The 16,228-nt window shown below is 69.1% G+C and carries 19 protein-coding genes; 14 read left to right on the plus strand and 5 right to left on the minus strand.

Going from position 1 to position 16,228, the window contains the following annotated elements:
• Window positions 1-171 precede the first annotated feature (171 nt).
• Window positions 172-1,377, plus strand: a complete 1,206-nt coding sequence (locus AB0E90_RS41845; RefSeq protein ID WP_360417867.1) for a helix-turn-helix transcriptional regulator — start codon at window positions 172-174, stop codon at window positions 1,375-1,377.
• Window positions 1,378-1,397: 20 nt separating this feature from the next.
• On the opposite strand, the gene AB0E90_RS41850 is transcribed toward AB0E90_RS41845, so the two are convergent.
• The gene (locus AB0E90_RS41850; protein ID WP_360417868.1) at window positions 1,398-2,144 is read right to left on the minus strand and encodes an alpha/beta fold hydrolase; all 747 of its coding nucleotides are present in this window, start codon (window positions 2,142-2,144) and stop codon (window positions 1,398-1,400) included.
• A 70-nt stretch (window positions 2,145-2,214) separates the two neighbouring features.
• On the opposite strand from AB0E90_RS41850, the gene AB0E90_RS41855 reads away from it, so the two are divergent.
• On the plus strand, window positions 2,215-2,652 hold the full coding sequence (locus AB0E90_RS41855) for a helix-turn-helix transcriptional regulator (protein ID WP_360417869.1): 438 nt from the start codon (window positions 2,215-2,217) through the stop codon (window positions 2,650-2,652).
• 10 nt (window positions 2,653-2,662) lie between these two features.
• Window positions 2,663-3,070: a VOC family protein gene (locus tag AB0E90_RS41860; protein ID WP_360417870.1), complete on the plus strand. Its 408-nt coding sequence runs from the start codon at window positions 2,663-2,665 to the stop codon at window positions 3,068-3,070.
• Here the strand turns inward: AB0E90_RS41860 and AB0E90_RS41865 are convergent.
• On the minus strand, window positions 3,057-3,449 hold the full coding sequence (locus tag AB0E90_RS41865; RefSeq protein WP_360417871.1) for a LamG domain-containing protein: 393 nt from the start codon (window positions 3,447-3,449) through the stop codon (window positions 3,057-3,059). The genes AB0E90_RS41860 and AB0E90_RS41865 overlap by 14 nt on opposite strands.
• 655 nt (window positions 3,450-4,104) lie before the next feature.
• Here AB0E90_RS41865 and AB0E90_RS41870 point away from each other — a divergent pair.
• The 10 genes from AB0E90_RS41870 to AB0E90_RS41915 all read left to right on the plus strand — a co-directional run bounded on the left by AB0E90_RS41870 (window position 4,105) and on the right by AB0E90_RS41915 (window position 12,830).
• On the plus strand, window positions 4,105-4,806 hold the full coding sequence (locus AB0E90_RS41870; RefSeq protein WP_360417872.1) for a 4-carboxy-4-hydroxy-2-oxoadipate aldolase/oxaloacetate decarboxylase: 702 nt from the start codon (window positions 4,105-4,107) through the stop codon (window positions 4,804-4,806).
• Complete coding sequence (locus tag AB0E90_RS41875; protein WP_360417873.1) at window positions 4,799-5,842, plus strand: 4-oxalomesaconate tautomerase; 1,044 nt, start codon at window positions 4,799-4,801, stop codon at window positions 5,840-5,842. The genes AB0E90_RS41870 and AB0E90_RS41875 overlap by 8 nt, the downstream gene beginning before the upstream one ends.
• Before the next feature lie 14 nt (window positions 5,843-5,856).
• Complete coding sequence (locus AB0E90_RS41880; RefSeq protein ID WP_360417874.1) at window positions 5,857-6,810, plus strand: VOC family protein; 954 nt, start codon at window positions 5,857-5,859, stop codon at window positions 6,808-6,810.
• A complete protein-coding gene (locus AB0E90_RS41885; RefSeq protein WP_360417875.1) occupies window positions 6,807-7,793 on the plus strand; it encodes an amidohydrolase family protein in 987 nt (328 codons plus the stop codon). The genes AB0E90_RS41880 and AB0E90_RS41885 overlap by 4 nt, the downstream gene beginning before the upstream one ends.
• Before the next feature lie 7 nt (window positions 7,794-7,800).
• The gene (locus AB0E90_RS41890; protein ID WP_360417876.1) at window positions 7,801-8,451 is read left to right on the plus strand and encodes a GntR family transcriptional regulator; all 651 of its coding nucleotides are present in this window, start codon (window positions 7,801-7,803) and stop codon (window positions 8,449-8,451) included.
• The gene (locus AB0E90_RS41895; RefSeq protein WP_360417877.1) at window positions 8,448-9,197 is read left to right on the plus strand and encodes a DUF1932 domain-containing protein; all 750 of its coding nucleotides are present in this window, start codon (window positions 8,448-8,450) and stop codon (window positions 9,195-9,197) included. The genes AB0E90_RS41890 and AB0E90_RS41895 overlap by 4 nt, the downstream gene beginning before the upstream one ends.
• A 287-nt stretch (window positions 9,198-9,484) precedes the next feature.
• Window positions 9,485-10,450 carry an ABC transporter substrate-binding protein gene (locus tag AB0E90_RS41900; protein ID WP_360417878.1) on the plus strand — a complete coding sequence of 322 codons (966 nt, stop codon included), beginning with the start codon at window positions 9,485-9,487 and terminating at the stop codon, window positions 10,448-10,450.
• Window positions 10,447-11,253 (plus strand): ABC transporter permease, encoded by an 807-nt coding sequence (locus AB0E90_RS41905; RefSeq protein ID WP_360417879.1) that lies wholly within the window; start codon window positions 10,447-10,449, stop codon window positions 11,251-11,253. The genes AB0E90_RS41900 and AB0E90_RS41905 overlap by 4 nt, the downstream gene beginning before the upstream one ends.
• The gene (locus AB0E90_RS41910; RefSeq protein WP_360417880.1) at window positions 11,250-12,029 is read left to right on the plus strand and encodes an ABC transporter permease; all 780 of its coding nucleotides are present in this window, start codon (window positions 11,250-11,252) and stop codon (window positions 12,027-12,029) included. The genes AB0E90_RS41905 and AB0E90_RS41910 overlap by 4 nt, the downstream gene beginning before the upstream one ends.
• A gap of 9 nt (window positions 12,030-12,038) precedes the next feature.
• The gene (locus AB0E90_RS41915) at window positions 12,039-12,830 is read left to right on the plus strand and encodes an ABC transporter ATP-binding protein (RefSeq protein ID WP_360417881.1); all 792 of its coding nucleotides are present in this window, start codon (window positions 12,039-12,041) and stop codon (window positions 12,828-12,830) included.
• On the opposite strand, the gene AB0E90_RS41920 is transcribed toward AB0E90_RS41915, so the two are convergent.
• The gene (locus tag AB0E90_RS41920) at window positions 12,827-13,858 is read right to left on the minus strand and encodes a hemolysin family protein (protein WP_360417882.1); all 1,032 of its coding nucleotides are present in this window, start codon (window positions 13,856-13,858) and stop codon (window positions 12,827-12,829) included. The two genes, AB0E90_RS41915 and AB0E90_RS41920, sit on opposite strands and share 4 nt — an antisense overlap.
• Window positions 13,855-15,186 carry a hemolysin family protein gene (locus AB0E90_RS41925; protein ID WP_360417891.1) on the minus strand — a complete coding sequence of 444 codons (1,332 nt, stop codon included), beginning with the start codon at window positions 15,184-15,186 and terminating at the stop codon, window positions 13,855-13,857. Before AB0E90_RS41925 ends, AB0E90_RS41920 begins: the two co-directional genes overlap by 4 nt.
• 86 nt (window positions 15,187-15,272) lie before the next feature.
• Here AB0E90_RS41925 and AB0E90_RS41930 point away from each other — a divergent pair, with 86 nt between their 5' ends.
• Window positions 15,273-15,941: a GPP34 family phosphoprotein gene (locus AB0E90_RS41930; RefSeq protein ID WP_360417883.1), complete on the plus strand. Its 669-nt coding sequence runs from the start codon at window positions 15,273-15,275 to the stop codon at window positions 15,939-15,941.
• Here the strand turns inward: AB0E90_RS41930 and AB0E90_RS41935 are convergent.
• The coding region (locus tag AB0E90_RS41935; RefSeq protein WP_360417884.1) for a (Fe-S)-binding protein at window positions 15,938-16,228 on the minus strand (291 nt) is incomplete at its 5' end. The two genes, AB0E90_RS41930 and AB0E90_RS41935, sit on opposite strands and share 4 nt — an antisense overlap.

The following is a 16,228-nucleotide window of genomic DNA, read 5'->3' on the forward strand; positions in this document are numbered from 1 at the left end:
CGAAGCCCCTGGGTTCGCATCATGCATTCCTCCCCGTCGATTTTCGGCCGAGTCTGGCCCGCGGGCCGACCGAGGCACATCAGGGAGGCCCCCCATGTCCTCCCGGAGAAGACGACGCCGGTGGTACAAGGACGGACCACTTAGCGGGGTCGCGGGGCTAGCGTCGGATGCATGAGCTCACGACGGGGCGCCGACCCGGTGGTTGGCGAGCGGATTCGCGCTCGTCGGCTGCTTCGCGGGTGGAGCGTTCGGTATGCCGCCAGCCGGGCCGGCGTTTCGCACGCCACTTGGAGTCGGATCGAACGGGGGCTGCAGGCGGCGGATAACCGGTTCATGCTGGCGGATATCGCCGGGGCGCTCGAGTGTGCGCCCGCCGACCTGGCCGGCACCGGGGTGCCGGCTTCCGACCGAGCCGTTGCGGCTGCTCAGGCCGGGGTGCTCGGGCTGCGCCGGGCCCTCATCGACATCGACCTGAGTGAGCCGCCGGGTGGGCCCGCGCCGTCGGTCGACGAGTTGGGTCGCAGCGTCGCGCTGGCCGATGATCTGCACAATGCCTGCGATTACGCCGGCGCCGCCCGTCTGCTTCCCGAGTTGCTGCGTGATCTGCACACCGAGACGGCGGGGCCGAACCACGCCGAGGCGCTGCGGCTGCTCTGCGATGCCACCCATATTGCCTGCTCGGTGCTGCGCAGCCTCGGGCATCCCGCCGACGCCTGGCTGGCCGCGGAGCGGTGCCGTGACGCGGCCGAGGCGGCCGGCGACCCGGTGCTGCGGGGGCACGCGGCGTACGCGCTGGCTCGGTCGGCCATCGCCTGCGGGTCCTACCAGCGCGGACAGACGCTGGCCGAGCGGGCCGTGGACGACCTGGGCCGGCATCTCAGCCGGCCCGGCGGACCGGAGGTGGTCGGCTCGTTGCACCTGGTCGCCGCGCTGGCCAGCCGGTGCCGGCATCGACTCGACGACAGCCGGGACTGGTTGGCCGAGGCCACCGCGCTGGCCCGTCGCACCGGTGAGATCAACACGATGGGCATGTTCTTCGGCCCCACCAATGTGGACATCTGGCGGATGAGCATCGAGGTCGACGACGGCGACCCGGACCAGGTCGTGGAGATCGCCCGGCGCACCCACCCGGCGGCCATCCCGGCCGGCGTCCGGCAAGTTTTCTACTATGCCGACACCGCTCGGGCCCTGGCCCGCATCGGCGGCCGCGATCGCGAGGCGATCCGCTTCCTGCTCACCGCGGAACGGATCGCGCCGCAGCACGTGCGCACGTCGGCCGAGCTGGCGGAAACCATCCGGGTCCTGCTCAACCGGTCGCGCCGGCAGGCCGGCGGCACCGAGCTGCGCGGCCTGTCCGAACGCATCCAGGCCAACTGAGGGTCAGTCCAGGCTGAGAGTCAGTCCGGGCGCCGGCCGCCCAGCTCGGTGATGCGGTCCCGGTCCGGCGTCAGCGGTGTGCCGGTGCGGGCCGCCGACGCCACCGCGCTTATCGCGTAGGCGACCAGGTCGGGTGCGTCGGTCGGAAGTTGGTGGCCGGAGTTCTCGGCGACGATCACCGGCGCATGCCATTGCTCGGCCAGCAGGTGCTGGCTCACATGCCACAGGTCGTCCAGCGCCGGGTGTGGGATGGCCTCGAAGTTGGGGATCCACCAATGCCGCCGGCGGGTCAGGACCACCGCCGGAACGTCGAGCGGCTCGGCCCGCAGGATCTCCACGTGACCGGCGACCACGTCGATCTCGGTCGCGCCCGCGCTGTCGCCGTCGACGAAGAACCTGGTTTGCGGCCACGTCAGGCTCTGCGGGAGGGACGCGTCGAGGAACACCAGGCCGGCGACGCGATGTGGGTAGCGGTGTGCGAACACTCGCGCGATCGAGCCGCCGATCGAGTGGCCCACCAGCACGAACGGCTCGGTCACGCGGTGCCGGTCGAGCAGGTCGGCCAGTTCGTCGGCGAAGGCGGTGAACGGCAGCGCCGGGTTCGGGGCCGGGCGGGGTGGTGCGTCTCCGCAGCCGGGACGGTCGTAGGTGAACACGGCCGCGCCGGGGAGCCGGTCGACGATGGGTTTCCACGAGTCGCCGCCGTAGCCGAGGGCGGCCACGAACACGATCAGGGGCGGATCGCCGGCCCGCATACTGATCGTCACCTATGCGATGCTAAACGTAACCGCGGAGATCGGCTAGCAGCGGGAGCAGGGAGAGTGCACCCTGTAAGGCGTGACTGCCAGATCCGAGGCCCGGCTGAAGGATCTCGTCCTGCTGCGCCGGGTGCGAGACCGCATCGACCGGGAGTACGCGCAACCACTCGACGTGGAGGCGCTGGCCCGCGGCGTACACATGTCGGCCGGTCATCTCAGTCGGGAATTCCGGGCCGCGTACGGCGAATCCCCGTACAGCTATCTCATGACCCGCCGGATCGAGCGGGCGATGGCGCTTTTGCGCCGCGGAGATCTTTCTGTCACCGACGTCTGCTTCGCGGTCGGCTGTTCGTCGCTCGGCACGTTCAGCACGCGCTTTTCCGAGCTCGTCGGCATGTCACCCAGCGTCTACCGCCGGCGGGCCACCGAGGACGCCGCCGGCATCCCGGCCTGTGTCGCCAAGCAGATCACCCGGCCGATCAGGAATCGAGAAGCAGCCCGCGCCCGCACCACCTAACGTGACCGGCATGAGCATCATCATTCGTCACACGTTCCTGCCGGCCGACGACCCGGAGAAGTCGCTTGCCTTCTACCGGGACGCGCTGGGGTTCGAGGTCCGCAACGACGTCGGGTACGGCGACATGCGCTGGATCACGATCGGTCCGGAGAGCCAGCCGCAGACGTCGATCGTGCTGCACCCGCCGGCCGCCGACCCGGGCGTCACCGACGACGAGCGCCGCACGATCGCCGAGATGATGGCCAAGGGCAGCTACGCCAGCATCGTGCTGGCCACCGAGGACCTGACCGGCACGTTCGACCGGGTGCAGGAGACCGGCGCCGAGGTGGTCCAGGAGCCGATGGACCAGCCGTACGGGGTGCGCGACTGCGCCTTCCGCGACCCGGCCGGCAACATGGTCCGGATCAGCCAGATCTGACACTGCCGATTTCCACGAAGACGTTGTCGATCTGGCCGGCGAACTGGTCGTTGCCCTGGGCCGGCCCCTTGCCGCCGATGCGCAGCGGTTCGGCGTTGGCGATCGCCAGCGGGGGCGGGACCCGCACCCACGCCCGGTCCTCGCCGTCGACCGACAGGGTCAGGCGGCCGGCCGCGCGCGTGCAGGCCAGCGTGTGCCAGCGGCCGTCGGCCACGTCCAGCCAGGGCTCGGCTCGGTAGATGCCGCCGAGGCGGCCGACGATCACGCAGCTCGGGTGGCCCCGGCGGTGGTCGACCTGCAGTTTGAACTGGCTCACCCCGCCGACCGAATACCCCTTCTGCAGCACGTTCGCCCCGTCGGCCAGGTCACCGCGCGTCATCAGGACCGATGCGCCGTACCGCAGCGGCCGCGTGCCCGGATTGAGGCTGTCGTCCCGCAGTCCCTCGAGGATTGCCCGTGGGCAATCCGCTTCCCTGGTCAGGGTGCATCGGTCCGGGTAAGCGACGGCCAAACCCAACCCTTGCGGTACGAGTCGGAGCGCTCCCCCGTTCTGGCCGAGCGGGCGTAGCTGGTGTCCGCCGTTCACATCGGTGATCGGCTTGTGAACCCCGCCGTCGAAGGTGTATCGAAGAGTGACCGGCCCGGTGGCGACCCCGACGCGGCGCGGGGCAGCCTGGACCGGGGAAACCGGCGGTGTGACCGCAAAGGTGGCCGGCGCGTGAGCGAGCCCGGCGACAAGAAGCAGGAGCGCCCCCGCGAAGGGTACGAGCCCGCGCCTGATGCAAGACATGCGGCTATTGTCCGCATTGTCGAAGCAATGCTGGTGAACGACCAGTTGAAACGGAAGAAAACCCCCATAAGGGGTAATCGCCGTCGGTCGCCTTGGAAACAAGATCGTCGCCAAAGTTGTCGACAATCTGACTCTGCGCCGTGGGACATCTGGAACGGCTCAAGAATGCTGTCACCGCGATTGTTGACAATCTGCCCCCGCGTCATAGGCTGAAGGCCGCGTACGAAGCCAAGGGGAGGCCCGCATGAGGACCGTCGTTGTCACCGATCCACCTCGGGCGGACATCGAGTCGGCACAGACCCTCGGTGAGTACGGCGTGGCCACCGTGCACGAGGCCCTCGGCCGGGTCGGTTATCTCGGCCCCGAGTTCCGCCCCGCCTGGCCCGGCGCCAAGATGGGCGGCACCGCGGTCACCGTGGTCTGCTGGCCCGGCGACAACCTGATGATCCACGTGGCGGTCGAGCAGTGCCGGCCCGGCGACGTGCTGGTGGTGGCGACCAACTCGCCGTCCACCGACGGCCTCTTCGGCGAGCTGTTCGCCGGGGCGTTACGGCACCGCGGGGTGCGCGGGGCGGTGCTCGCCAGTGGCGTACGCGATGTGGCTGATCTTCGGGAAATGGGTTTTCCGGTGTGGTCCCGCGCGATCAGCGCGCAGGGTTCGGTGAAGGCGACCGCCGGCGCCGTGAACGTGCCGATCGTGATCGGCGGCCAGACCATTCACCCGGGCGACGTGGTGCTCGGCGACGACGACGGCGTGACTCTCGTGCCCCGCGCCGATGTGCCGCGTGCGCTGACCGCCGCCAAGGCCCGCCTCGACAAGGAGGCCGCGACCCGGGCCGCGTTCGCCGAGGGCGAGCTCGGTCTCGACCGTTACGGCCTGCGCAACCGCCTGCCCGAGCTCGGCATCGAGTACGTCTCCTATGAGGAGTACGTCAAAGGTGACTGATTACGACAGCACCGGCGTGCGATGCATGATGCTTCGCGGCGGCACCTCGCGCGGCCTGTATTTCGAGGCCGCCGACCTTCCGGGCAACGTCGAAGAACGCGACGACCTGCTGCTTCGCCTGATGGGCACACCCGATCCGCGGCAGATCGACGGCCTGGGCGGTTCCACCTCGCTGACCAGCAAGGTCGCGGTGATCTCCCGTTCGGCCACCGGAGACGCCGACATCGACTACCTGTTCCTGCAGCTCGGCGTGGACGAGCCGACCGTCACCGACAAGCAGAACTGCGGCAACATCCTGGCCGGGGTCGGGCCGTTCGCGGTGGAGCGCGGCCTGATCGCCGCAAAAGCCGACGAAACGAGCGTCCGCATCCGAATGGTCAATTCGGACAGTGTCGCCGTCGCTACCTTTGCCACCCCCGAAGGCCGCGTGGAATACCGCGGCGACGTCGCGATCTCCGGCGTCCCTAGCACCGCATCCCCGGTCCTGCTGACATTTCCCGAAAAGTCGGACAGACTGCTGCCTACCGGCCGCGTCCGCGACGAAATCGACGGCGTCGAGGTGACCTGCGTCGACAACGGCATGCCGGTGGTTCTCGCGACGGCCGAGTCGTTCGGCCTGACCGGTTACGAGTCGCACGAGCAACTGGCCGCGGACCAGCCGCTGCTGGAGCGGATCGACGCGTTCCGCCAAACCGCCGGGCGGCTGATGGGAGTCACCGGCACCTCGGTGCCCAAGACCGTCCTGCTGGCGGCGCCTCGCGACGGCGGCCAGCTGTCCACCCGGTCGTTCATCCCGGTCCAGCCGCACACCTCGATCGGCGTGCTGGGCGCGATCAGCGTGGTCACCGGCATGCTGCTGCCCGGCGCGGTCGGCCACGAGCTCACCGCCGACTGGCCCACGTCCCGGATCGACGTCGAGCATCCGACCGGCCACCTGCTGGTCGATGTCGTGGTGAGCGACGGCGCGGTGGTCCGCTCCGGCGTCGTCCGCACCGCTCGCAAGCTCTTCGACGGCATCGCGTTCCCCCGCGCCTAGGCCCTGGAGAAACCATGAGGCATCAGATCGCGCACCTCGCACACATCGAGATCCGCACCCCGGTCCTGGACGAGAGCGTCGCGTTCTTCACCAACTACCTCGGCCTGACCCCGAACGGCGAGGCCGGCGACTCGGTCTTCCTGCGCGCGTGGGACGACTACGAGAACATCACGATCAAGCTGACCGCCCACTCGACCTCGGGGGTGGGCCGCACCTATCTGCGCGCGGCGTCACCCGGCGCCCTCGCGGCGCAAATTGAACAAATCGAGTCAACCGGCCGCGGCATCGGCTGGCAGGACGGCGATCCCGGTTACGGACCGACCTACGTCTTCACCGACCCGGACGGCCACGAGTTCGGCGTCTACTACGAGAGCGAGTGGTTCCGCCCGACCGGCGACCTGAAGCCGGCGCTGAAGAACCAGGCCCAGGCCTATCCGGCGCGCGGCGTCAGCGTGCGCCGCCTCGACCACATCAATTATCTGGGTGTCGACGTCGAGGCCAACCGCGACTACCTGCGCGACACCCTGGGCGCGCTGGTCACCGAGCAGATCGTGCTCGACGACGGCAGCATCGCCGGCAGTTGGACCACGTTCACCAACAAGGGCTACGACGCCGTCTACACCCGCGACCGCACCGGCACCACCGGCCGGCTGCACCACATCGCGTTCGCGACGGACACCCGCGAGGACATCCTCAAGGCCGCCGACATCGCCCTTGAGCAGGGCGTCTTCATTGAGACCGGCCCGCACAAACATGCCATTCAACAAACCTTCTTCCTGTACGTCTATGAGCCCGGCGGCAACCGCATCGAGCTCTGCAACGCCGGCGCCCGCCTGGTGATCGCCCCCGACTGGCAGCCGGTGAACTGGACCGAGGCCGAGCGCCGCAAGGGCCAGGCCTGGGGCCTCAAAACGATCGACTCGTTCCACACCCATGGCACTCCACCCGTCGAAGGGGCGCACCTGTGATCATCGACTGCCACGGGCACTACACGACCGTGCCGCAGGCGCACACCGACTGGCGTAAGGCGCAGCTGGCCGGCGAAACCGCTCCCGCTTACCCGGTGATTTCCGACGACGAGATCCGCGAGTCGATCGAGGGCAGCCAGTTGCGGTTGATGCGCGAGCGCGGCGTCGACCTGACGATCTTCTCGCCGCGCGCCTCGGCGATGGCCCACCACGAGGGCACCGAGGAGACCAGCCGGCAGTGGGCGGCGGCCTGCAACGACCTGATCTACCGGGTCACCCAGCTGTTCCCGAGCAGCTTCGCCGGGGTCTGCCAGCTGCCGCAGTCGCCCGGCGTGCCGATCGCCAACTCGATCGGTGAGTTGCGCCGCTGCGTCGAGGAGCTCGGTTTCGTCGGGTGCAACCTCAACCCCGACCCGAGCGGCGGCCACTGGAACTCGGCGCCGCTGACCGACCGCAGTTGGTACCCGTTCTACGAGGCGATGGTCGAGCTGGACGTGCCGGCCATGGTGCACGTGTCGGCGGTGACCAACCCGAACTTCCACGCCACCGGCTCGGCCTACCTCAACGCCGACACCACCGCGTTCATGCAGTTCCTGCAGTCCGACCTGTTCAAGGATTTTCCCGACCTGCGGATGATCATTCCGCACGGCGGCGGCGCGGTGCCGTACCACTGGGGTCGTTTTCGGGGTTTGGCCGACATGCTCGACCGGCCGCCGCTGGCGGAGAGCGTCATGCGCAACGTCTTCTTCGACACCTGCGTCTACCACCAGCCCGGCATCAACCTGTTGTTCGAGGTCATCGACCTGGACAACCTGATGTTCGGGTCGGAGATGGTCGGCGCGGTGCGGGGTATCGACCCGACCACCGGGCATTACTTCGACGACACCCGCCGCTACGTCGAGGCGTTGGGCCTGTCGGAGGACGACCGCGCCCGGGTCTTCGAGGGGAACGCCCGCCGGGTCTACCCGCGCCTGGGACTTTAGGGGGAGCATGTCTGCCGACGCCGCGCTCGACAAGGCCCGGGACGGGTTGCGCACCGCGATCCTGAGCGGTGAGTACCTTCCGGGCGAGCGCCTGGTGGAGGCCCAGCTCTGCGAGCGGCTCGGGGTGAGCCGCTTCAACGTGCGGGCGGCCATCCAGGAACTCGCCGCGGACGGCCTGGTGAAGGTCGAGCGCAACAAGGGCGCGCACGTCCGGAAGGTGTCGATCGACGAGGCTGTCGAGATCACCGAGGTGCGCATGGTGCTCGAGGGCCTGGTGGCTGCGCGAGCCGCCGCCAAGGTGACGGACGCGCAGGCCAGCGAGCTCGACGAGATCGGGCTGCTGATGCGGCGGGCGGTCAGCGCGGGCGAGTTCCGCCGCTACAGCGATCTGAACTCGCGGCTGCACAGTCTGGTCCGCGGCATCGCCGGGCACAGCACGGCGGACGGGATCATCGAGACGCTCCGCGGCCAGTTGGTCCGGCATCAGTTCATGCTCTCGCTGCACCCCGGCCGGCCGGCGATCTCGCTGCCGCAGCACGAACGGATCATCGAGGCGATCCGGGAACGGAATCCGAAGGCGGCGGAGGACGCGATGCGCGCGCACATCGCCAGCGTCATCGAGGCCCTCCGCGACATGGACGCAGGGGAGGCACGATGAGGATCGCGGTGCTCGGCCTCGGTGAGGCCGGCGGCCTGATCTCGGCCGACCTGGCGGCGGCAGGCGCGGACGTACGCGGATACGACCCTCGGGTGGAGGCGCCGCCGGGGGTGCTCAATCTGAAGAGCGCCGCCGAGGCGTGCACCGGCGCCGGCCTCGTGCTCAGCCTCAACAGCGCGGCCGACGCACCGGATGCGCTGGCCGAAGGGCTGCCGGGCTGTGCGCCGGGCACGATCTGGGCCGATCTCAACACCGCTTCGCCGGCCGAGAAACTCGCGCTCGTGGATCAGGCGGCCGGCCTCCGGCTGGTGGACGTGGCGATGATGTCCCCGGTGCCGGGCCATGGCCTTCTGGTCCCGATGACCGCGAGCGGGCCGGACGCGGCCGCATTTGCCGAGGCGATCACCCCATTCGGCGCCGCGGTCGATGTGCTGGACGGCCCGGTCGGCTCGGCGGCCACCCACAAGCTGTTGCGCAGCGTTTTCTACAAGGGACTGGCGGCGGCCGTGCTGGAGGCGACCGCCGCGGCCCACGCCGCCGGTCTGTCCGACTGGCTGCGCGACAACATCACCGCAGAGCTGATCAAAGCGGACGCGGCGACGCTGGAACGCCTGCTCACCGGCTCGAAGACGCATGCTGTGCGGCGGATCCACGAGATGGAGGCGGCCGAGCGCCTGCTCGACGACCTCGGGGTGCCTGCTCGGGTCACTCGGGCCAGCCGGGACTGGCTGACCGACCTCACATAGCCATTCCGAAGCAGTGTTGTCACGATTGTTAACAATCTCTGCGCGGGTCGCCGACCTGTGCCATCTGCCGCTTAGCATCAGCTCCGCTAACGCTGGGCAAAATCGTTGACAATCCTGTAACCGAGGCTCTAGCGTTCCTGCAAGTGGCTCGGGACACACTGCGCCCCTCGGGCGGGACATTGGTCTACGTAACTGTAGATCCTTTGTCCTTGCGCTCAGTACCAGTCAATTCCGCCCACCGGAAACATCCGGTCCGGTTTCGATGACGTAGAGGTTGCTGAGAAAACATGTTGAGAACACGGCTCATCGCATTGCTTGCCGTCACTGCCCTCGCCGCGAGTGCGGCCGGCTGTGGTGGCTCCGACGATTCCTCCGACAGCGGCACCTCGGGCAGCGGTCCCGACAAGGTCAAGGTCGGGGTCATCCCCATCGTTGACGTGGCGCCGATCTACCTCGGCAAGGCCAAGGGCTTCTTCACGAAGCAGAACATCGACCTCACGCTGGAGCAGGCCCAGGGCGGCGCGGCAATCGTGCCGGCCGTCGTCAGCGGTCAATACCAGTTCGGCTTCAGCAACGTGGTGTCGCTGATGATCGGCCAGTCCAAGAACGTGCCGATCAAGGCGGTCGCCAACGGCAACAACGCCACCGCCGACGCGGCCAAGGACTTCAGCGGTCTGCTGGTCAAGGACCCGGCCATCACCCGCCCGAAGGACCTCGAGGGCAAGACGGTCGCCACCAACACGCTGAAGAACATTGTGGACACCACGGTGAAGGACCTGGTCCGCAAGGACGGCGGCGACCCCTCGAAGGTCAAGTTCGTCGAGATCGGGTTCCCCGACATGGCGGCCGCGCTCGACGCCGGCCGGGTGCAGGGCATCTTCGTGGTCGAGCCGTTCCTGACCTCGGCGACGGCCAAGGGCTGGAAGCAGATCGGCTCGTTCGCGGCGGTCAGCCCGAACCTGCAGATCTCCGCCTACTTCACCTCGTCTCAGCTGATCGGCGAGAAGGCCGACCTGGTCAAGCGCTTCACCGACGCCATGAAGGAGTCGCTGACCTACGCCGACGCCCACCCGGACGAGGTGCGCCAGATCGTCACCACTTACACGACGATCAAGGCGGAAGCGGCGGCGGCCATGACCCTGCCGAAGTACTCGGCCGACATGGACAAGACGTCGCTCGACACGATGAGCAACCTGCTGGTCCAGGAGGGCCTGCTCACGACCCCGGCCGACACGGCGAAGCTGTTCCAGTGACGACCCCGCTCAACCCCCTGCGCAGGGCCGGAGACTCTCCGGCCCTGCTCGGGCTCGTCGGGATCCTCGGCTTCGGCGCGCTGCTGGAGCTGCTGCCCCGCATCGGCGCGCTGCCGTCGGAATACTTCCCGCCCACCAGCAAGATCATGGTCGCGCTGATCGACGAGTTCGGCCGCGGCGCTTTCTGGCGAGCGGTCGTCGGCACGGTCACGACCTGGCTGATCGGTCTCGCGATCGCGGTGGTGGCCGGCATCCTCCTCGGCATCCTCATCGGATCGGTGCCGGCGCTTCGGCTCGCCACCGCGTCCACCATCGAGTTCCTCCGCCCGATCCCCTCGGTGGCGCTGCTCCCGCTGGCGATCGTGCTGTTCAGCGCCCCGGTCCGGTCGATCCTGCTGCTGGTCGTCTACGCCTCCTTCTGGCAGGTGCTGATCCAGGTGCTGCACGGCGTCACCGACGTCGACCCGGTGGCACGCGAGACCGCCGCCTCCTACCGGCTCAACCGCTGGCGCCAGGCGCGCTACCTGGTCTGGCCGACCACGCTGCCGTACGCGATGACCGGCATCCGCCTCGCCGCCTCGGTGGCGCTGGTCCTCACCATCACCGGTGAGCTGCTGATCGGCGGAACGAAAGGCATCGGCGAGGAGATCGCCGTGGCGCAGAGCAGCATCGCGGTGCCGTCGATGTACGCGCTGATCGTCGTCTCCGGTCTCATCGGCCTGATCGCCAACCTCGCCACCCGGCGCGCCGAGCGCCTGGTGCTCGCCTGGCATCCTTCGGTCCGACGGGAGCTTCCACTGTGAGCCGCGCCCTCGGCCGCGCCGGCCTGCTGCTCGGCCTGCCGGTGATCCTGCTGGTCACCTGGTGGTTCGCGAGTGCCGGCAGCAAGAGCTTCTACCAGCCGCCGCTGGAAACGATCATCAAGGTCTTCCCGGACACCTGGACCGGTGCGCGCTTCAAGAGCGACGTGCTGCCCAGCCTGATCCGGCTCTTCATCGGGTACGGCCTGGCCGTGTTCCTCGGTGTCGGCCTCGGCGTCCTCATCGGCGCCAACCGCCGGCTGCGCTCGCTGGTCGAGCCGGTCCTCGAGTTCCTCCGCGCGATCCCGCCGCCGGTGCTGGTGCCGATCCTGATTCTCGTCGCCGGCATCGGCAACCCGACCAAGGTGCTGGTCATCGTCATCGGCGGCATCTGGCCGGTGCTGCTGAACACGGTCGAAGGCGTGCGCGGCGTCGACGAGGTGCTCGCCGACACCTGCCGCACCTATCGCATCGGCGGCTGGCTCCGGCTGCGCACCTTCATCCTGCGCGGGGCGAGTCCGCAGATAGTGGTCGGCGCTCGCCAGGCGCTCTCCATCAGCATCATCATGATGGTCATCGGTGAACTGCTCGGGGCCACCAACGGCCTCGGCTACACCGTCGTCGAATTCCAGCGCGGCTTCCAGATCCCCGAGATGTGGAGCGGCGTGTTCGTCCTGGGCCTGCTCGGCGTCCTGCTGTCGCTGGCCTTCACCCTCGTCGAGCGGCGAGTCCTGAGCTGGTACCACGGCGCACGCGCTGCCGAGCGCAGCGGCAATTAAGGGGTTTCGATGCTGGAGATCAATGCACTCCGCAAGGTCTACGGCGGTCACGGCCGCGAGGTCGAGGCGATCGGCGACATCACGCTGACGGTGGCGGACGGCCAGTTCACCTGCGTCGTCGGGCCGTCCGGTTGCGGCAAGACCACGCTTCTCCGCTGCCTCGGCGGCCTGCTCACGCCGACCTCCGGCGAGGTCAAGGTCGCGGGGCAAACGGTCACCGGGCCGCCTGACGGCTTGGCGATCGTCTTCCAGGAGTACGGGCGGAGCCTGTTCCCTTGGCTGCGGGTCGCCGAGAACATCGAGCTCCCGTTGAAGTCCAAGGGAGTCGGCAAGACGGAACGCCGGCAGATCGTCGACGAGTCGCTGGACGCCGTCGGCCTCGGTGACGCCGGTAAGGCGTACCCCTGGCAGCTCTCCGGCGGCATGCAGCAGCGCGTCGCGATTGCCCGCGCGATCGCCTTCCAGCCCAAGGTCCTGCTGATGGACGAGCCGTTCGCGGCCGTCGACGCGCAGACCCGGGCCGACCTGGAAGACCTGGTCCGCACGGTGTGGCAGCGGTTCGGCATGACCCTGTTGTTCGTCACGCACGACATCGACGAGGCGGTCTACCTGGGCCAGCGAGTGGTGGTGCTGTCCGCATCACCGACCCACGTGCTGGAAAACCTGGACATCGACCTGCCCGACGAGCGCGACCAGCTCAAGACCCGGTCCGAGGCGCGCTTCGTCGAGCTGCGCACCCACGTCTACGCCCGCATCCAGGAGGCGAAGCACGCCGGCGGCGCCAAGCGGGTGCGGGCCTAAGCTTTTGCGGGTACGCCGTGGGCCGGTTCGCCGACCACGGCGTGCACGACGTCGTCCAGCGTGATCACGCCGAGCGGCCGTTGCCCGTCGCTGACCAGCACGATGTGCAGCCGGTCGCGGCGCATCGCGAGCAGCAGCTCGGCGAGCGTGCGGTCCGGCGGGACGGTTGCCAGCGGCCGGATGATCTCGGCCGGGATCGGCAGGCGGCGCTGCCCTGCGGCGTACCCAAGAATGTCCTTGACGTGCACGAAGCCCAGCACCCGCCGGGTTTCCCGCTGAACCACCGGGAAGCGGGATCGGCCGGTGCGGGTGGCCACCGCCTCGATGGTCGCCGGTGAGACGTCGTCGGCTACCGTCGTCACTCCCGACCACGGCCGCAGCGTGTCGGTCGCGGTGCGGGTGTTGAGGCCGAGCGCGGCGTGGATGCGGGCGTATTGCTCGGAACCGAGCAGGCCCTCGCTGCGCGCCTGGGTGACCATGCCGGCCAGCTCCTCGGCGGTGAAGACCGTCTTCACCGCGTCGGTCGCCTCGATCTTCCACAGTTTCAGCACCGTGCGCGACGCCCAGCGCATCGCGTTGAGCACCGGCTTGGTGCCGATGCAGAAGGCCAGCATGAACGGGCCCAGGATCAGCGCCGAGCGCTCGGGACCGGCCAGCGTGATGTTCTTCGGCACCATCTCGCCGACGACCGTGTGCAGGAACACCACCACGGCCAGGGCCAGCACGAACGCGACCGGGTGGATCGCGTCCTCGGGCAGGCCGATGGATCCGAACGGACCCTCCAGCAGGTGCGCGAGAGCCGGCTCGGCGAGGGCGCCGAGGCCGAGCGAGCAGATCGTGATGCCGAGCTGGGCGCCGGCGATCATCAACGGGATCTGGCTCATCGCCGAGAGTGCCCACTGGGCGCGCCTGGAGGTGGCCGCGAGCGGTTCCAGGGCGGTACGCCGGGAGGCGATCAGGGAGAACTCGCCGCCCACGAACAGGCCGTTGCCGAGCAGTAGCAGAACCGTGACCAGAATCTTGATCATTCGGCGGGCTCCGGCGGCGCCACGACCCGGACCTGTTCGACCCGGTGCCGGTCGACCTCCATCACGGTGAACTCCCAGCCCTCTTCCTCGAGCGACTCGCCGACCACCGGGATGTGACCGAGCCGGGAGAGCAGAAAACCGGCGAGCGTCTCGTACGGGCCCTCGGGCAGCGCGAACCCGGTCTGCTCCATCAGCTCGTCCTCCCGCAGCAGGCCGTCGACCAGGAACGTCTTGCCACCACCCGGCGCCGTCAGCCCCTGCGCGCCGGCCTCGGCCACGTCGGTGTCGTATTCGTCGGTAATCTCCCCGACCAGTTCCTCGATCAGGTCCTCCACGGTGACCACGCCGTCGGTGCCGCCGTATTCATCGACCACGATCGCGAGGTCGGCCTCGGCCGCCCGCAGGACCGCGAGCACCCGGTCGAGGCTGAGGCTCTCCGGCACCCACACCGGCTCCTTGGCGATGGTCGCGACGCGGGTCGCGGCCCGCCGCTCGAGTGGCACGCCGAGCGCGTCCGGCACCCCGACCACCCCGGTGACCACGTCGATGGTGTTCTCGTAGACCGGGAAGCGGGTGTGCCCGGTCTCGCGCGCCACCGCGATCAGGTCGGCCACGCTCGCCGTGGTCTTGAGCCCGACCACGTCGACCCGGGGAGTCATCGCCTTGGCGGCACGCTTCTCGCCGAAGCGGATCGTGCGGCGCATCAGCGTGGCCGTCTCGGTCGGCAGCGCGCCGGCCCGGGCGCTGATCGCGGCGAGCAGGCCCAGCTCCTCGGGTGAGCGGGCGCTGGCCAGCTCCTCCTGCGGCTCGATACCGATCCGGCGGACCAGCCAGTTGGCCGTGCTGTTCAGGCCGCCGATCGGCCACTTGAAGATCGTCGAGAACGTGCGCAGCGGCGCGGCGGTGGCCAGCGCGACCCGCATCGGCCGGGCCAGCGCCGCGTTCTTCGGCACCAACTCGCCGAAGAGCATCGACAGCAACGTCGCCACGATCAGCGCGAGCGCGTGCGTGATGCCGTCGGTGGCGTCCCCGGCGATCGGCTCGACCAGCGGATCGAAGAGCTTGGAAAGAGCCGGCTCGGCCAGGTAACCGGTAAGAACCGTGGCGAGGGTGATGCCGAGCTGGGTGCCGGAGAGCTGGAAGGAAAGCCCGTGCAGCACATGCTGAACCGTCCGGGCCCGCCGCTCACCCTCCCGGGCACGCTTCCCGATCTCCGCCCGGTCGACCGTGACAAGCCCGAACTCGGCTGCCACGAAGAACGCGTTGGCCGCCGTGAGCAGCGCGAACGCTGCCAATGGGAGCACCGCGGTCACGAGCACGCCGTCCATGATCGGTTTCACCTCGGTCCTCATTGTGCCGGACCCGCCATGCACATGCGTGAACACGGTCCCCGACGGCCGGATACGGTCGACTAATGAGCCTTGCCGAAGAGTTCCTACTTCTTGCGTACGACGAGAGTGGCGCGCCCCTGACCGACGGCACGCGCCTGGACAACGGACTCGGCGGGGCTCTTCTACTCGAGTTGGCGCTGGCCAAGCGGGTCGACATCGAGGACAAGCGGGTCGTCGTGCTTTCCGACGCGCCGACCGGTGACGTTCTCGCCGACCAGGCGCTGTCGGTGATCGCCTCGTCGGACAACCCCCGGAAGCCCGGCCACTGGGTGACCAAACTCTCCAAACAGGCTCGGCCCCGCGTGCTCGAAAAGCTCATCGCCGAGGGCGTGCTGACCGTCGAGAAGGACCGGGTGCTCTGGGTCTTCCCGCGCAAGCTCTATCCGCCCGCCACCGGCGAGCTGCCCGCCGTCGAGGCCGAGGCCCGGGACCGCCTGCGAGCGGCCGTCCTCGGCACCGGCCCGGTCGAGCCCCGCACGGCCGCGCTCTGCGCCCTGATGGCCGCGACCGAGCTCGACGGCAAGGTGCTCGGTGACCTCGATCGGCGGCAGGTGAAGGCCCGGCTCAAGGAGATCGGTGAGGGCTCGTGGGCGGCCGACGCGGTCCGCCGGACGATCGAGGAGATCCAGGCCGCCGTGCTGGTGGCGATCATCGCCTCCACTACTGCGGCGACCGCCGGCTCGAGCGCTTAGGCCTCTTGCTTCAGTGACCGAAGCAGGACGGTGGCCACGTCGACGACCTCGACGTTGTCCTGCTGGCCCTTGGCGGTGACGCCGTCCCCGACCATCGTGTAGCAGAACGGGCAGCCGACCGCGATCGTCTTCGCACCGGTGGCCAGGGCCTCCTCGGTCCGCTCGATGTTGATCCGCTTGCCGATCTTCTCTTCCATCCACATGCGTGCGCCGCCGGCGCCGCAGCAGAAGGACCGCTCCCGGCTGCGCGGCATCTCGACGAGGTTGCCCACGGCCTCCCCGAGCAC

It is taken from the genome of Actinoplanes sp. NPDC026619, from assembly GCF_040638295.1.
GTDB lineage: Bacteria > Actinomycetota > Actinomycetes > Mycobacteriales > Micromonosporaceae > Actinoplanes.